Origin of the sequence: Lentzea alba (assembly GCF_011067745.1) — a bacterium.
Taxonomy (GTDB): Bacteria; Actinomycetota; Actinomycetes; order Mycobacteriales; family Pseudonocardiaceae; genus Lentzea; species Lentzea alba.
In genome coordinates this window covers 77,206-91,403 of sequence record NZ_JAAMPJ010000006.1, presented here as the reverse complement: position 1 = coordinate 91,403, position 14,198 = coordinate 77,206, and the positions used below count along the sequence as shown (strand labels likewise).

Here is a 14,198-nt window from a genome sequence, read left to right as displayed (position 1 = left end):
TGACTCGGATTGGCACAGTTCTTGTCATGGCAGAAGGCTCGGTAAGGCCGATCGAGGAAGCAGATCGCATAGTTGTCGCCCGATTGGTCCTAGAGCTATGGGGAGCGCACACCGCCGTCGCGCACGGTGAGGTGTTCTTCCCGGCGAGTCTGCCGGGCTTCCTCGTGGAGAAGCAGGGCCACGTGCTGGGTCTGCTGACCTACGCGGTGGCGAACCACCAGCTGGAGATCGTCACGATCGACGCGCTTCGGCGGGGCCGCGGCGTCGGCACCGCGCTGGTCGACGCCGCGGTCCGCCAGGCGCGCACACTCGGTTGCACTCGGGTGCGCCTGACGACCACCAACGACAACCTGGACGCGATCCGCTTCTACCAGCGGCGCGGGTTCAAGCTGGCGGCGTTGAGACCCGATGCGGTGCGCGAAGCCCGCAAGCTCAAACCGGAGATACCCGCGGTTGGGGATTTCGGCATCCCCATCACAGATGAGGTCGACCTGGAACGATGGGTCGCGCCACGGCAGTAGTCCACAAGCATCCACAACTCTGTCCACAGGGTTGTGCACAACCTGGACTACACGTGGAGCGGGTTGAACGCCTCGTCCCAGGCGGCCGCGACCTGATGCGCGCACGTGGACGGCGCGACGCCTCCCACCCCGGTGCCGAGCCCCGGCATCGCGATGGTGCGGACGGCGTCGCGCACCGGCGTGCCGTCCTCCATGCGTCCTTCGAGCCACAGCCGCAGGACCGCTCGCGCCGCCAGGTACGGGTGGACGGTGTCGACCGGCAGCCGCTCGCCGGGCCGGCGCATGGTCGGCGCGCTGATGAGCCAGGCCGGCTCGGTCTCACCGGTCGCCACGATCTGCGCCTCGCCCACCGGGAGCTCACCGCCGTGCAGCGTGAGGACCGCGCTGCGGACGTTGGTCTCGACCTCGGGGAACGCCGTGGCGTAGACGGCGTCGATGCCGCCGCGCATCCAGCCCTGGGAGTTGGCCGGGCTGACGATGGCCTGCGCGTGGATGTCCAGCACGGACCCGCGATGCACCCGCACGCCGGTGCGTCCGTCCGCGACGGCGTGCCAAGCGTTCGCCATCGGTTCGTCGACCGCGCACAACACGAGTTCAGGCGCTAGAGCGGGCACGCCTCAAGCATTCCAGTTCGAACGGTCCTGGCGGAACCCAGGTTTGGCCGCTGACACACGCGTGATTCTCGCCTCTAGGCTGACCCGATGCCGCGCATTGCGTACTTCGGACCACAGGGAACCTTCACCGAGCAGGCAGCGCTCCGCTTCGAGGGCGAGCTCGTCCCGGTCGAGACGATCCCGCTCGCCTTCGCGGCGCTGCGCAAGGGCGAGACCGAGTTCGCGTGCGTGCCGATCGAGAACTCCGTCGAGGGCGCCGTGCCCGCGACGCTGGACGCTCTCGTGCGGGACGAGCCGGTCGTCGCGGTGGCCGAGACCGTGCTGGACGTCCGCTTCAGCATCCTGGTCCGGCCGGGCACTCGGGAGATCAAGACGATCGCCTCCCACCCGCACGCGCTGGCCCAGGTCCGCGAGTGGATCGCGGCGGAACTGCCCGGCGTCACCTCGATCGCCACCTCGTCGACCGCGGCCGCCGCCGCCGCCGTGGAGCGCGGTGAGTTCGACGCCGCCGTGACCGCCCCGGTGGCCGTGCACCACTACGCGTTGGAAGAGTTCGCGGTGGACGTCCTGGACGTGCCCGACGCGCGCACCCGGTTCCTGCTGCTCGCCCAACCGGGCCAGTTGCCTGAGCCGACCGGAGCAGACCGCACCAGTGTCGTGGTGACCACCCCGAACCGCGTGGGCGTGCTGTCCGAGCTGCTCACCGAGCTCGCGTTGCGTGGCATCAATCTCACCGGCCTCGAATCACGTCCGCAGAAGGGCAAACTGGGGACGTACCGCTTCTACATCGACGTCGAGGGGCACATCGCAGAACCGAGGATCGGTGACGCGCTGGCCGCGCTGCACCGACACTCGCGCGAGATCCGGTTCCTCGGGTCCTTCCCGAAGGCCGACCACGAGCCCGTTGAGGCTCACAACGACGAGTTCGCCGCAGCAGCCGCTTGGGTCGATGCTGTCAGAAAGGGCGAGCGCGGGTGAGGTTGCTGCTGGTCAGGCACGGTGAGACGGCGTCGAACATCGAACGCAAGCTGGACACGGCCATGCCGGGTCCCCCGCTCACCGAGCTGGGCCACAAGCAGGCCCGCGAGCTCGCCGACACCCTCGGCGCGGAAGACCTGGTGGCCGTCTACGCCAGCATCGGCCTGCGCGCCCAGCAAACCGCCCAGCCCACCGCCGAACGCTTCGGCCTGCCCGTGCAGGTGCTGGAGGGCGTCGAGGAGATCCAGGTCGGCTCGCTGGAGGGTCGCAACGACACCGCGGCGTACAAGGCCTACCTGGAGACGGTGATCAGGTGGGCCGAAGGGGCGTTGGACGTCGCGTTCCCCGACGGTGGTGAAAGCGGGCAGCAGGTGCTGGACCGGTTCCTCAGCGCCATCGAGTCGATCCGCCAGGACGGCACGGTCATGGTCGTGACGCACGGCGGTGCGGGCCGGATGGGCGCGCTGGCGCTGGCGTCGAACGTGCCGGTGGAGCTGGCGGAGAACCTGCTGCCGAACACCGGGGTCGTGGTGCTGGAGACCGAGGGCGACGGCTGGATGTGCCGCTCCTGGGCCGGCGTCGAGGTGTCCTAACCCCAGCCCAGCTCGTGCAGCTTGGCGTCGTCCACCCCGAAGTGGTGCGCGATCTCGTGCACCACGGTGATGATCACTTCCTCCACGACGTCGTCCTCCGTGTCGCAGATGTCGAGGATCGCCTCGCGGTAGATGAAGATGTGGTCGGGCAGCGAGCCGCCGTAGTCGGTGTTGCGCTCGGTCAGCGCGATGCCCTGGTAGAGCCCGAGCAGTGACGGCTCGTCGGGGTTGCGGTCCTCGACGAGCACCACGACGTTGTTCATCGCGTGCATGAAGTCGGGCGGGACCAGGTCCAGCGCCTCTTCGACCAGCTCGTCGAAGCGAGCTCGGGTCATCTCGACGGTCATCGGGTCTCCGTCGTCGTGGCGGGCGCGCTGGAGGAGGGCTTGTCGGGCTTGCCGGAGTCGGAGGGCTTGCCGGACTCCGAGGGCGGCTGGCCGGACTCCGAGTGCAGCGGGGCACCGGTCGGTTCGGCCTGCGGCTTGACCGAGGTGGTCTGCGGCGGGTTCGAGGTGGTCAGCGGGGCGCCGTTGGGGTTGCGGACGGTGCCCTCCCACGCCACCAGGTTCTCGCCCTGGGGTGGGGCGCCGACTTTGCAGTTGGCCTTGCGGGACCCGACGGCCCAGCTCTTCTCGGAGCGGTTGTCCCAGGTGATCAGCAGGCCCTTGGCCTTCAGGTCGGCGCCACCGGTGTAGTCGGCGGCGATCGCCGCGCACTTCTCCAGCATCGCCGCGTCCTGCGCCGCGTCCGCCGGGAACGGTCCTTCGGGGTGCTGCACGACGCCGACGATCTCGAACACGTGCGGCTTGGCGCACTCGATCGGGTCGCCGACCGTGTTCTTGTCGCCGAGCGCGACGCACACGCCGGGGTCGTACACGTTCGACTGGTCCTGGGACTTGGCGCTGCCGAACGACGGCAGGGCGGCGCCGGAGGGTGCGGTGACCTGCAGGCCGCAGCGGATCTGGCGGTAACCACCGGACCAGCGCTTCTCGTCGGGGTTCAGCGTGCTGACGCCGTACTTGCCCTCCGGGTCGAGCTTGCCGGACATGTAGGTGGTCGCGGCCTGCGCGCAGTTGTCCTGAGCGATTTTCTCCCAGGCGTCCGGCTGCGGGAACGGCGCTTCCTTCGGGTAGGCGCCGGTGATGTCCGCCGTGCCGGTGACCTCGAACTTGTGGGCCGCCGAGCAGTCGACCTTCTGCGCGTCGGACAGATCGGGCTTTTCCCAGTTCAGGCACTCGCCGGGGGCGGCCTGGTAGGCCGCGTTGACCTGTTCGCGCTTGAGCGAGAGCGGCCCGCCGGCCAGCACCGAGGTGAACGCGGACAACATCAACAAGCCGAACGCGCCCACGAAAGCGCCGACCATCACAAGCCGCGTGTCGCGGATGTGACCAGATCGACTCAACCAACCGGCGCTCGGAGACATCTCATCCATGATGCCCGTGCCGTGTGAGGCGGCTGTGCGCCGGGTTGGTGGAGTGTTGCTATTAGGACACTCGTCACTGAATCGGCCGTGTTTGAGTCGCCTCGCTAGGTACCTTGCCCGCGGGAGTGGTGATGACTGACAACAACCTGCCAGGACCTGGCCAGCCGACGCCCCAGCCGGGACAGCCGTCGGGACCGGCCGGCCAACCTCAACAGCCGCCGCCGTACCAGCCGGCTCCGCAGCCGAACGCGCCCGTCAAGGGCAAGGGCAGCATGCGTGAGCAGCAGGCCGGCGTGACGAAGCCGCGCCAGGCGACGGTCGCCGAACAGCGCGCTCGTGCCGCCGCGCTGAAGGCTCAGCAGGAGCGGTTCGCCGCCGAGTCCGCCGCCTTCGAGAAGCGCCGCAAGACGCGCAAGCGCTGGCTCATCGGCGGCGGTGTCACCGTGGGCGTCGTCGCGCTGGTCGCGATCTGGTACGCGGCCGCCAGCCCGAAGAACGTCACCGCGCAGTGCACCGACTCCAACAACGTGATCGTCGACGACGACTACTGCGACGAGTCGTACTACCGCAGCCACGGCGGGTACAGCAGCGGCGGCTTCATCTACATCGGCGGCAGCTCGTACCGCTACAACTACGGCGGCTCCGGCGTGGTCGGTCAGAAGGCGGTCGGCGGCAGCTACACCGCCCCCAAGGGCGCGAACGTCACGACCAAGTCGGGCACGTCCGTCCAGCGCGGCGGGTTCGGCGTCAGCAGCGGCTCGTCCAGCAGCGGAGGCTGATCCGAGTTGCGTCGTGAAACCTCGCAACCGCGGCCGAACTGGCAGCGCACGGTTTCGGACCAGGGGTTGGTGTTCGGCCTGCCCGCGAAGTACGCCGACGGCGCCGACCGTCCGTACTGGGACGAGTCGGTGCACTACGTGTTCGAGATGAGCGAGATCCTGTCGCTCGAAGCCGACGTCGAGCTGCTCCACTCCATGTGCCTCGACGCGGTGGACAACGTGGTGCTCACCGAGCGGTACCGCGACTTCGGCATCCCCGAGTGGGTGTGGCCGCACATCGCCGAGTCCTGGCGGCGCCGCGACCCGCACGTCTACGGGCGCTTCGACCTGCGCTACGACGGCTCCGGCCCGGCGAAGATGCTCGAGTACAACGCCGACACGCCGACGTCACTGCTGGAAGCCGCGATCGTCCAGTGGCACTGGAAGACCGACGTGTTCCCGGACGACGACCAGTGGAACTCGTTGCACGAGCAGCTGGTCGCCCGGTGGACCGAGGTGGGCTCGAAGCTGCCGTCCAGCGAGGTGCACTTCAGCTGGTCCGGCGCCGACCCGTCCGGCGAGGACCACCTCACCGTCGCCTACCTGCAGGAGACGGCCGCCGAGGCGGGCCTGAACACCGTGGGTCTCGCGATCGAGGACATCGGCTGGGACACGCTGCTCAACCGGTTCGTCGACCTCGAAGAGGCCCCGATGAACACGGTGATCAAGCTCTACCCGTGGGAGTGGGTGGTCGAGGAGCAGTTCGGCCGGCACGCCGTCGAGTCGCTGCCCGGCACCCTGTGGGTCGAGCCGCTGTGGAAGATGTTGCTCTCCAACAAGGCGCTGCTCGCGATCCTGTGGGAGATGTACCCCGGCCACCCCAACCTGCTCCCGGCCTACCTGAACGACCCCGGCATGCTCACCGAGTACGTGCGCAAGCCGCTGCTCGGCCGCGAGGGGTCGAACATCCAGATCGTCGCCCCGGGGTACGAAACGCAGACCGGTGGCGTGTACGGCAAAGAAGGGTTCGTGTACCAGCTGTTCGATCCGCTTCCGGACTTCGACGGCTACCGCCCCGCGTTGGGCGCCTGGGTCGTCGGCGACACGTCGGCCGGCCTCGGCATCCGGGAAACAGTCGGTCTCGTGACCGACGATGGCGCGGCGTTCGTGCCGCATCGAATTGTCGAGTAAGACTCCGAAAGGGAACAGCAAATGACGACCACGCTGCTCGCGTTGGATCCCGGCTTCGGCGCGACCTTGGGTCGGAACATCGGCGCTATCGCGCTGTACGCCGTCGTCGGTCTCGTCCTCATGGTGTTCGGGTTCTACGCCATCGACTGGACGACGCCGGGCAAGCTGTCCGCCCTCGTCCGCAACGGCGCCCCGAACGCGGTGATCGTGACCGCCTCCGGTCTCGTCTCGATGGCGTTCATCGTCGTCATCGCGATCACCAGCTCGGTCGGCAAGCTCGACGAGGGCCTGCTGTCCGCGTTGATCTACGGCCTGGTCGGCATCATCGTGCAGGTCGCCGCCGTGCGTCTGCTGGAGTGGGTCACCAAGCTGGACATCGGCTCGATCATCGAGTCGGACCGGTTCGCGCCGGCTTCCGTGGTCGTCGCGTCGGCGCACGTGGCGCTCGGCCTCGTGGTCGCGGTCGCCATCAGCTAGTAGCGCTTCGTCGAGGGACCCGGTGCCTGTGGCGCCGGGTCCCTCAGCTTTTCCACCAGCGCCGCAGACGCCACGACCCGAAGCCGAGCACCAGCAACCCCAGTACGCCGAACGCGATCGGCCCCAGGAACGGCCAGCCGGTCTCGCTCTCCTGGAGGAACACTCGTCCCTGCTCGCCGACGTCGAACGCGCGGACGCGGTCCCCGCGCTTCACCGGCTTCGGGATCCCCCGCAGGTAGACGCCGGTGCGGACGATCGTGCCGTCGTCGCTGACGAAGCTGCCGGTGGTGCTGATGCAGGTCCTGCCGCCACGGCCGCAGGACGGGGAGCCCTCGACGAGGTAGGTGCCGGGCACGGCCTGGTTGGAGTTGAGCCTGATCGCGGTCGGCGTGTTGCTGCCCTGAGTTCCGATCTGGCAGGAAGTCGTCCCGCACCGCGCACCTCCCCGGACAAAATTCGGATGAACCGCAGGTCTACCCTTCAAAGGGTGATTGACCTCAAGGTGTTGCGCGAGAACCCGGAGATCGTGCGCGCTTCGCAGCGCGCTCGCGGCGAGGACGAGGGTGTCGTCGACTCCCTGCTGTCCGCTGACGAGCGGCGCCGCAGCGCGATCTCCCGCGCGGACACCCTGCGCGGCGAGCAGAAGGTGCTCGGCAAGGAGGTCGGCAAGGCCAAGGGTGACGAGCGCGCGGCGCTGCTCACCAAGGCGAAGGACCTGGCCGCCGAGGTCAAGGCCGCCGAGGCCGAGCAGAACGCCACCAGCGAGCTGGTCAACGACCTGCTGGCCAAGATCCCGAACCTCGTGCACCCGGACGCACCGGTCGGTGGCGATGACGACTTCGTGGTCGTCAAGACGGTCGGCGAGCCGCGGCAGTTCGACTTCGAGCCGCTCGACCACCTCGACCTGGGCACCAGGCTCGGCGCGATCGACATGGAGCGCGGCGCCAAGGTCGGCGGCAGCCGGTTCTACTTCCTCAAGGGCGTCGGCGCGCAGCTGGAGCTCGCGCTGCTCAACATGGCGGCGGCGCAGGCCACGGCCAACGGGTTCGACCTCATGATCACGCCCACGCTGGTGCGGCCGGAGATCATGGCGGGCACCGGGTTCCTCGGGGCGCACTCGAGCGAGATCTACCACCTGCCCGACGACGACCTGTACCTCGTCGGCACGTCCGAGGTGCCGCTGGCGGGTTACCACGCCGACGAGATCCTCGACGGCGAGAAGCGGTACGCGGGCTGGTCGTCGTGCTACCGGCGCGAGGCCGGCTCGTACGGCAAGGACACCCGCGGCATCATCCGCGTGCACCAGTTCAACAAGGTCGAGATGTTCTCCTACGTCAAGCCCGAGGACGCCGAGGCGGAGCACGCCCGGCTGCTCGGCTGGGAAGAGGAGATGCTCGCCAAGATCGAGGTGCCCTACCGCGTCATCGACACGGCGACCGGTGACCTCGGCATGTCGGCGCACCGCAAGTTCGACTGCGAGGCGTGGGTGCCGACCCAGCAGAAGTACCGCGAGCTGACCTCGACGTCGAACTGCACCACGTTCCAGGCGCGCCGGCTCAACGTGCGCTACCGGGACGAGAACGGCAAGACGCAGATCGCCGCCACGCTCAACGGCACGCTGGCCACGACCCGGTGGATCGTCGCGATCCTCGAGAACCACCAGCAGGCCGACGGCTCGGTGGTGGTTCCCGAGGCGATGCGCCCGTTCATGGGCACGGACGTGCTGAAGCCCCGCTAGGCGGGCTGAGGGACCAACGCAGGTTCGGCCGCGACGACCGGATCCGCCTTCTTCCGGCGGTTCACGACGTTGCGGCCGACCTCGATCAGCGGCTGCTCGACGTAGCGGAACAGCAGGTCCGCGAGGGCGAGTGACACCAGGCCGACGCCGATCCAGTTCAGCGTCGGCCAGTTGAGCAGCTTCGGGAACATCGCCGCCACCGCGACGCCGGCCATGCCCTGCACCAGGTAGATCGAGTAGGACCGGTCACCGATGTACCTCATGACCCCGGTGCTCAGCAGCCGGCGGCCCGGTCCGGGCGCCAGCAGGGTCGGGATCAGCAGCGTGACCACCACCGAGTAGGCCGGGATGATGATCAGGTAGGAGTCGTTGAACGACACGACGCCACCGCTGAGCCACTGGAAGACCGGCCAGATGCTCCAGTGGGCCGCGAGGAACATGATCCCGACGACCCACACGGCGACCGGCCTCGTCAGGCCGCTCAGCAGCGCGAAGCCCTTCGGGTTGTGCAGCACGATCGCGAGCAGCGACCCGAGGATCAGCGGGATGTAGTGCACGGCGATGCTGTCGTGGTTGTCGGTGGCGGGCAGCAGCGTGAGGACGAGCACGGCCAGGGTCGTCAGCGTCATCGCGAGGCGGCGGGCGAAGACCCGTGCGCACAGGACGAACGCGAGCAACGGCCACACCAGGTAGAACTTCTGCTCGATGCCGAGCGTCCAGGACTGCGCGAACGGCGCCACCGGAAGGTCCACGAACTCGCTCGTGAAGGTGAGGTAGTAGGCCAGGTTGTCGACGAGGCCGGAGCTGCGGAAGTCACCGCGCATCACGTGCACCGCGACGTTGAGACCCAGCACCGCGAAGTAGACCGGGAGGATCCGGAACGCGCGCCGGAGGTAGAAGTCCCGCAGGGAGACCCGGCCGCTGCGGTCTTCCTCGCGCAACGCGAGGGTGGTGATCAAAAAGCCGGAGAGGACGAAGAAGATGTGGACGCCGATCCACCCGGAGATCCAGCCCCATTGACGGCCGCCGTAGTGGAACATGATCACGAGGATGGCGGCGACGGCACGCAGGCCGTCGAGCGCCGGGAATCTTCGCAGCGCCAGAAAGTCGGCATGGCTGAACGAGCGCACGTTGAACCTTCCCCCAGACAGGCCTCACGATCGTGGCCTGATTCATCGATCGGGTGAGGGTACTTGACGTGTCCAGGTACTCTGCGTGCTTGCCCAACCTGGGGGAACGGAAGTGCGCAGCAGCAACAGGCCGTACATGGCCTCCGTGGACCAGCTCCGCGCGTACGCGGTGTTGCTCGTCATCTTCTTCCACGGCACGCAGATCTTCGGCACCTGGATCGCGCACGACCGGCCGTTCCAGTTCGGCGAGGACTGGCTGTACTCCACCAACCCGGCCGCCACGGTGATCTTCGAGGGACACACCGGCGTCACGCTGTTCATGGTGCTCAGCGGGTTCATCTTCGCCGTCGGCACGATCGGCAAGGACGTCTCGTACCCGCGGTTCATGGCCAACCGGCTGCTGCGGATCTACCCGCTGTTCATGGTGATCGTGCTGATCGCGCTCGCGGCCAACCCCGGCGCGTTCGGCTTCCTGCCGTTCCTGCAGACCGTGCTCGGCCTCGGCAATCTGCCCGGCGCGCTGGTGCTCGGCGACATCTCCTCCGGCGCGCTGTGGGCCGTCGCCGTGGAGATGCAGTTCTACCTGCTGTTCCCGCTGCTCAACAAGCTGCTGACGCGGTTCGGGCTGCCGACGTTCCTGCGCCTGTTCGCCGCGATCGCGGTGATCAGGGCGCTGGTCTGGTTCGTCACGACGGTGCCGAACCCCGACTCGATCCTCTACTACAACCTCGTCGGCAGGATCGACCAGTTCCTGATCGGCATGATCGCCGCGTGGCTCTACCTCAGGTACGCGGACCACTTCCGCGGCTGGTGGAAGATCGGCGCCAGCGCGGGGATCGTCGTCGCGGCGCTCTGGGCCTTCAACCAGGTGCACGGGTTCTTCAACCACGGCTGGTGGCGCCTGGTCTGGGTCGACGTCGAGGGCGGCATGTGGGCGCTCGTCGTCCTCACGTACGTGGCGACGGTCCGGGCGACGAACGTCGTCGCCCGCACGGTCACGAAGATCGGTGAGCTGAGCTTCTCGCTGTACCTGCTGCACCTGGTGATCGCGGGCGTGCTGGTGAACAACCGCTGGTGGATCGAGATTCCCGGCATCGGCGCGATGGCGAGCGCGCTGGTCACCGTCGCGGCGCTGTTCCTGCCGGTCTCGATCGCGGTGGCAATGGTGACCTATCACGGCATCGAGTCGCCGTTCCTGCGGCTGCGGGTGAAGTACCTGATCGAGCCGAAGGTCCCGATCGAACTCCAGCAGCTCGACCGGGACCTCGAACGGGCGACTCGGTCGAGCTGAGCTGGGATCCAGCCCCACGCGGACTCGCGGCGCGAGGTCGCCCCCGCGCCGCAACCCGCGTCAGAAGATCAGGAAAGCGACGACTCGGCCTGGTCGGCCACGTGCTTGGCGATCTCCAGCGACGACGTGGCCGCCGGCGACGGGGTGTTCAGCACGTGCACCTGACGCGCCGCCGTCTCGAACAGGAAGTCGTCGACCAGCGAACCGTCGGCCAGCATCGCCTGCGCCCGCACACCGGCCTCCGCGCGCACCAGGTCCTGCTCCTGCACGGCCGGCACGAGCCGGGCGAGCGAAGCGGCGAACCGCTTGCGGGAGAACGACCTCAGCACCTCCTCGACACCGGTGCGGGCGAACTTCTTCGCCAGCCGCCAGGTGCCGGGGAACTTCGCGACCTCGAACAGGTCGGTGGCCGAGAACTGCGACCACTTGTACCCCTCGCGGCGCAGCGCCAGCACCGCGTTCGGTCCGGCGTGGACACTGCCGTCGAGCATCCGGGTCAGGTGGACGCCGAGGAACGGCAGCGTGGGGTCCGGCACCGGGTAGATGAGGCCGCGCACCAGGCCGCGGCGCTCCGGCGTGAGCTCGAAGTACTCGCCGCGGAACGGGACGATCGTCGCGGACGGGTTCAAACCGGCCATCCGCGCGATGCGGTCGCTGTGGAGTCCGGCACAGTTCACCAGCGCGTCGGCGCGGACGATCCCCTGCGGAGTGGCCAATTCCACACCGGCGCCGACCGGCGAGGAGCGAATGCCCAGCACCGGGCTGTTCAGGCGCAGGTCAGCGCCGTGCACGTTGAGCAGCTTCACCAGCGCGCGGCACACGGCGGGGAAGTCGATGATGCCGGTGGACTCGACGCGCAGCGCGGCGACGGTCGCGACCTCCGGCTCGTACTCGCGGGCCTCGGCGGCGGAGATCATCCGGGCGGGGACACCGTTGGCCTCTGCCCGCTCGGCGAGCACGTTGAGCCGCGGGATCTCGTCCTCAGAGGTGGCGACGACGAGCTTGCCGCAGACCTCGTAGGGGACGCCGTGCTCCTTGGCGAAGTCCACAATGGATGCGTTGCCCGCCACGGACATCCGCGCCTTGAACGAACCCGGCTTGTAGTACAGACCGGCGTGCACGACGTTGCTGTTGTGACCCGTCTGGTGCGCTGCCCAGTGGGATTCCTTCTCCAGCACGGTCACCTGATGACCGCGTCCCGCCAGCTCGTTGGCGACCGCCAAACCGACGATGCCACCGCCGATCACCGCGATGTGTCGCACGTCAAATCCTCGTCTTCCGGGTCCGTTCGTGTTAGGAGAACAGTACGGCCCACGGAGGAATGATCCTCTCCAGCACCTATACACTCGGGCCCATCCAGCCAGGGAGAGGTATGTCCGACAGCATTGCTTTGGGTCAGCCGACGGTGGGCGAGGAAGAGCTCGCGGCGGTCGCCCGAGTCTTCGAGTCCGGTTGGCTCTCCGGTGCCGGTCCGACCTGCAAGAAGTTCGAGGAGCGCTTCAGCGAGGTCGCCGGTGTCGACCACGTGCTGGCGACCAACAACTGCGGGGCGTCGCTGCACCTGTCGCTCGAAGTCGCGGGGGCCAAGCCGGGTGACGAGGTCATCGTCGGCGACTACACCTTCCCGGCCACGGGGCACTCGGTCATGTGGACCGGTGCCAAGCCCGTCTTCGCGGACGTCCGCCCGGACATCTGGAGCGTCGACCCGGCCGCGGTCGAGGCCGCCATCACCCCGCGCACCGTCGGCATCCTCGCCGTCGACGTCTTCGGCCAGCCGGCCGACTACGACGAGCTGCGCGCGATCGCGGACAAGCACGGCCTGTTCCTGATCGAGGACGGCGCCTGCTCCGCCGGTGCGAGCTACAAGGGCCGCCCGGCCGGCAGCCTCGCCGACGCCGCGACCTTCAGCTTCCACGGCCGCAAGGGCATCACGGCCGGTGAGGGCGGTGCCTTCACCACGAACAACGCCGAGTGGGCCGCCAAGGCCCGCAAGATGCACACCTACGGCATCGAGCCCGCGCTCAACCGCGAGGGTTCGAGCGACCTGCCGGTGCCGTCGTTCGACGTGGCGGGCTACAACTACCGCATGTCGGACGTGATGGCCGGCATCATGCTCGCCCAGCTCGACCGCCTGCCCACGCTGCTCGCGAACCGCGCCCACGTGGCCAAGTCCTACGAGGCGCTGCTCGGTGACCTGGAGGGCGTGACCCTGCCGGTCGCGCTCGAGGACCGGGTCCACCCGTGGCAGTCCTACGTCATCACGCTCGACGCGGACATCGACCGCGGCGCCGTGGCGAAGGGCCTGCGGGAGAACGGCGTGCAGTGCAACTTCGGCACGTACGCCTCGCACGTCCAGCCCGTGTACGGCCAGTCGACGCCGTGCCCGGTCTCGGCCGATCTGTTCCGTCGTCACCTGGCGATCCCGATGCACGCCAACCTGACCGACGACGAGGTGGAGCGAGTCGCCAAGACGCTCCGCGAAGTGCTCAGCACCGTCCGCTAAACCACCCCGAGCAAACGCACAGGAGTTTCCGCATGTCCTCGTCCCAGCGCACCGTTTTCGTCACGGGTGGCGCGGGCTTCATCGGTATGCACGTCATCCCGATGCTGCTCGAGCGTGACTACAAGGTTCGCATCTTCGACAACATGTTCCGCGGTGACCGCGAGGCGGTCGGCCAGCTGGTGGCGACGGGCAACGTCGAGCTCATCGACCAGGACGTCCGCTACGGCGGTGCGGTGCAGAACGCGATGAAGGGCTGCGAGAGCGTCATCCACCTCGCCGCCGTCTCCATCAACAAGAGCGTCGCGGACCCGTACGAGAGCGTCGACATCAACATGGTCGGCAACCACAACGTGTTCGCGGCCGCCGCGGACCAGGGTGTGCGCCGGCTCGTGTTCGCGTCGTCCGCCTCGGTGTACGGCGACCCGAAGAAGCTGCCGATGCACGAGGACGACGAGCTCTCGCCGCTCACCCCGTACTGCATCGCCAAGCGCTCCGGTGAGGACCTGCTCGGCTTCTACGAGCGGACCAAGGGCCTGTCCTGGGTCGGCCTGCGCTTCTTCAACGTCTACGGCCCCGGCCAGAAGACCACCGCGTACTACACCTCGGTGATCAACCACTTCGTCAACCGCCTCCGCCAGGGCCTGCCGCCGGTCATCGACGGCAAGGGCGAGCAGTCGATGGACTTCATCCACGTCACCGACATCGCTCGTTCTGTCGTCGCGGCGCTCGAGTCGGAGAAGGACAATGTTCCGGTCAACATCGGAACGGGTATCGACACCTCGGTCGCCGAGCTGGCCAAGATCCTGATCAACGCGGTCGGCGTCGACGTCGAGCCGCAGTTCAACCCGCGCGACGTCCTCGTCTCCCGTCGTGCCGCGGACATCACCCGCGCCAAGGAGGTGCTCGGCTGGGAGCCGACCATCACCGTCGAGGACGGGATGACCGAGCTGGTCAAGCTCAGCGCTTCCAGCTGACGCTCGG

At 68.3% G+C, this 14,198-nt stretch carries 16 protein-coding genes; 10 read left to right on the top strand and 6 right to left on the bottom strand.

Translation table 11 applies throughout. The features are described from left to right. The first annotated feature begins 83 nt into the window (after window positions 1–83). Window positions 84–521, top strand: a complete 438-nt coding sequence (locus G7043_RS22465) for a GNAT family N-acetyltransferase (protein ID WP_242642565.1) — start codon at window positions 84–86, stop codon at window positions 519–521. A gap of 47 nt (window positions 522–568) precedes the next feature. On the opposite strand, the gene G7043_RS22460 is transcribed toward G7043_RS22465, so the two are convergent. Continuing rightward, window positions 569–1,087, bottom strand: a complete 519-nt coding sequence (locus tag G7043_RS22460; RefSeq protein WP_166049326.1) for a macro domain-containing protein — start codon at window positions 1,085–1,087, stop codon at window positions 569–571. A gap of 135 nt (window positions 1,088–1,222) precedes the next feature. On the opposite strand from G7043_RS22460, the gene pheA reads away from it, so the two are divergent. Then, window positions 1,223–2,113: a prephenate dehydratase gene (pheA, locus tag G7043_RS22455; protein ID WP_166048456.1), complete on the top strand. Its 891-nt coding sequence runs from the start codon at window positions 1,223–1,225 to the stop codon at window positions 2,111–2,113. Next, the gene (locus tag G7043_RS22450; RefSeq protein ID WP_166048454.1) at window positions 2,110–2,706 is read left to right on the top strand and encodes a histidine phosphatase family protein; all 597 of its coding nucleotides are present in this window, start codon (window positions 2,110–2,112) and stop codon (window positions 2,704–2,706) included. Before pheA ends, G7043_RS22450 begins: the two co-directional genes overlap by 4 nt. Here the strand turns inward: G7043_RS22450 and G7043_RS22445 are convergent. Together G7043_RS22445 and G7043_RS22440 are read right to left on the bottom strand one after the other, a co-directional pair. Continuing rightward, entirely contained in the window at window positions 2,703–3,053 is a 351-nt protein-coding gene (locus G7043_RS22445; protein ID WP_166048452.1) for a metallopeptidase family protein, read from the bottom strand. The genes G7043_RS22450 and G7043_RS22445 overlap by 4 nt on opposite strands. Further along, complete coding sequence (locus G7043_RS22440) at window positions 3,050–4,054, bottom strand: septum formation family protein (protein WP_166048450.1); 1,005 nt, start codon at window positions 4,052–4,054, stop codon at window positions 3,050–3,052. The genes G7043_RS22445 and G7043_RS22440 overlap by 4 nt, the downstream gene beginning before the upstream one ends. Window positions 4,055–4,260: 206 nt before the next feature. Here G7043_RS22440 and G7043_RS22435 point away from each other — a divergent pair, with 206 nt between their 5' ends. The 3 genes from G7043_RS22435 to G7043_RS22425 are packed head-to-tail and all read left to right on the top strand — an operon-like array spanning window position 4,261 to window position 6,555. Next, a complete protein-coding gene (locus G7043_RS22435) occupies window positions 4,261–4,908 on the top strand; it encodes a hypothetical protein (protein WP_242642564.1) in 648 nt (215 codons plus the stop codon). Between the two features lie 6 nt (window positions 4,909–4,914). Continuing rightward, window positions 4,915–6,078 carry a glutathionylspermidine synthase family protein gene (locus tag G7043_RS22430; RefSeq protein WP_166048448.1) on the top strand — a complete coding sequence of 388 codons (1,164 nt, stop codon included), beginning with the start codon at window positions 4,915–4,917 and terminating at the stop codon, window positions 6,076–6,078. A 21-nt stretch (window positions 6,079–6,099) separates the two neighbouring features. Next, window positions 6,100–6,555: a DUF350 domain-containing protein gene (locus G7043_RS22425; RefSeq protein ID WP_112275936.1), complete on the top strand. Its 456-nt coding sequence runs from the start codon at window positions 6,100–6,102 to the stop codon at window positions 6,553–6,555. 43 nt (window positions 6,556–6,598) lie between these two features. On the opposite strand, the gene G7043_RS22420 is transcribed toward G7043_RS22425, so the two are convergent. Continuing rightward, the gene (locus G7043_RS22420; RefSeq protein ID WP_166048446.1) at window positions 6,599–6,910 is read right to left on the bottom strand and encodes a hypothetical protein; all 312 of its coding nucleotides are present in this window, start codon (window positions 6,908–6,910) and stop codon (window positions 6,599–6,601) included. A 132-nt stretch (window positions 6,911–7,042) separates the two neighbouring features. Here G7043_RS22420 and serS point away from each other — a divergent pair, with 132 nt between their 5' ends. After that, window positions 7,043–8,293, top strand: coding sequence for a serine--tRNA ligase (gene serS / locus G7043_RS22415; protein ID WP_166048444.1), 1,251 nt, complete (start codon window positions 7,043–7,045; stop codon window positions 8,291–8,293). Here the strand turns inward: serS and G7043_RS22410 are convergent. Further along, a complete protein-coding gene (locus G7043_RS22410; protein ID WP_313888022.1) occupies window positions 8,290–9,423 on the bottom strand; it encodes an acyltransferase family protein in 1,134 nt (377 codons plus the stop codon). The genes serS and G7043_RS22410 overlap by 4 nt on opposite strands. Window positions 9,424–9,535: 112 nt before the next feature. On the opposite strand from G7043_RS22410, the gene G7043_RS22405 reads away from it, so the two are divergent. Next, window positions 9,536–10,714, top strand: coding sequence for an acyltransferase family protein (locus G7043_RS22405; RefSeq protein WP_166048442.1), 1,179 nt, complete (start codon window positions 9,536–9,538; stop codon window positions 10,712–10,714). 68 nt (window positions 10,715–10,782) lie between these two features. Here G7043_RS22405 and lhgO read toward each other — a convergent pair whose 3' ends face one another. After that, window positions 10,783–11,976, bottom strand: coding sequence for an L-2-hydroxyglutarate oxidase (lhgO, locus tag G7043_RS22400; RefSeq protein ID WP_166048440.1), 1,194 nt, complete (start codon window positions 11,974–11,976; stop codon window positions 10,783–10,785). A gap of 110 nt (window positions 11,977–12,086) precedes the next feature. Here lhgO and G7043_RS22395 point away from each other — a divergent pair, with 110 nt between their 5' ends. Continuing rightward, window positions 12,087–13,217 (top strand): DegT/DnrJ/EryC1/StrS family aminotransferase, encoded by a 1,131-nt coding sequence (locus G7043_RS22395; RefSeq protein WP_166048438.1) that lies wholly within the window; start codon window positions 12,087–12,089, stop codon window positions 13,215–13,217. A 32-nt stretch (window positions 13,218–13,249) separates the two neighbouring features. Next, complete coding sequence (locus tag G7043_RS22390) at window positions 13,250–14,191, top strand: NAD-dependent epimerase/dehydratase family protein (RefSeq protein WP_166048436.1); 942 nt, start codon at window positions 13,250–13,252, stop codon at window positions 14,189–14,191. Window positions 14,192–14,198 lie beyond the last annotated feature (7 nt).

Excerpts from the sequence above, each read along its gene's own strand:
- G7043_RS22460 (WP_166049326.1), bottom strand. The coding sequence starts at position 1,087 with ATGGCGAACGCTTGGCACGCCGTCGCGGACGGACGCACCGGCGTGCGG.
- pheA (WP_166048456.1), top strand. The coding sequence starts at position 1,223 with ATGCCGCGCATTGCGTACTTCGGACCACAGGGAACCTTCACCGAGCAG.
- G7043_RS22445 (WP_166048452.1), bottom strand. The coding sequence starts at position 3,053 with ATGACCGTCGAGATGACCCGAGCTCGCTTCGACGAGCTGGTCGAAGAG.
- G7043_RS22435 (WP_242642564.1), top strand. The coding sequence starts at position 4,261 with ATGACTGACAACAACCTGCCAGGACCTGGCCAGCCGACGCCCCAGCCG.
- G7043_RS22425 (WP_112275936.1), top strand. The coding sequence starts at position 6,100 with ATGACGACCACGCTGCTCGCGTTGGATCCCGGCTTCGGCGCGACCTTG.
- G7043_RS22395 (WP_166048438.1), top strand. The coding sequence starts at position 12,087 with ATGTCCGACAGCATTGCTTTGGGTCAGCCGACGGTGGGCGAGGAAGAG.
- G7043_RS22390 (WP_166048436.1), top strand. The coding sequence starts at position 13,250 with ATGTCCTCGTCCCAGCGCACCGTTTTCGTCACGGGTGGCGCGGGCTTC.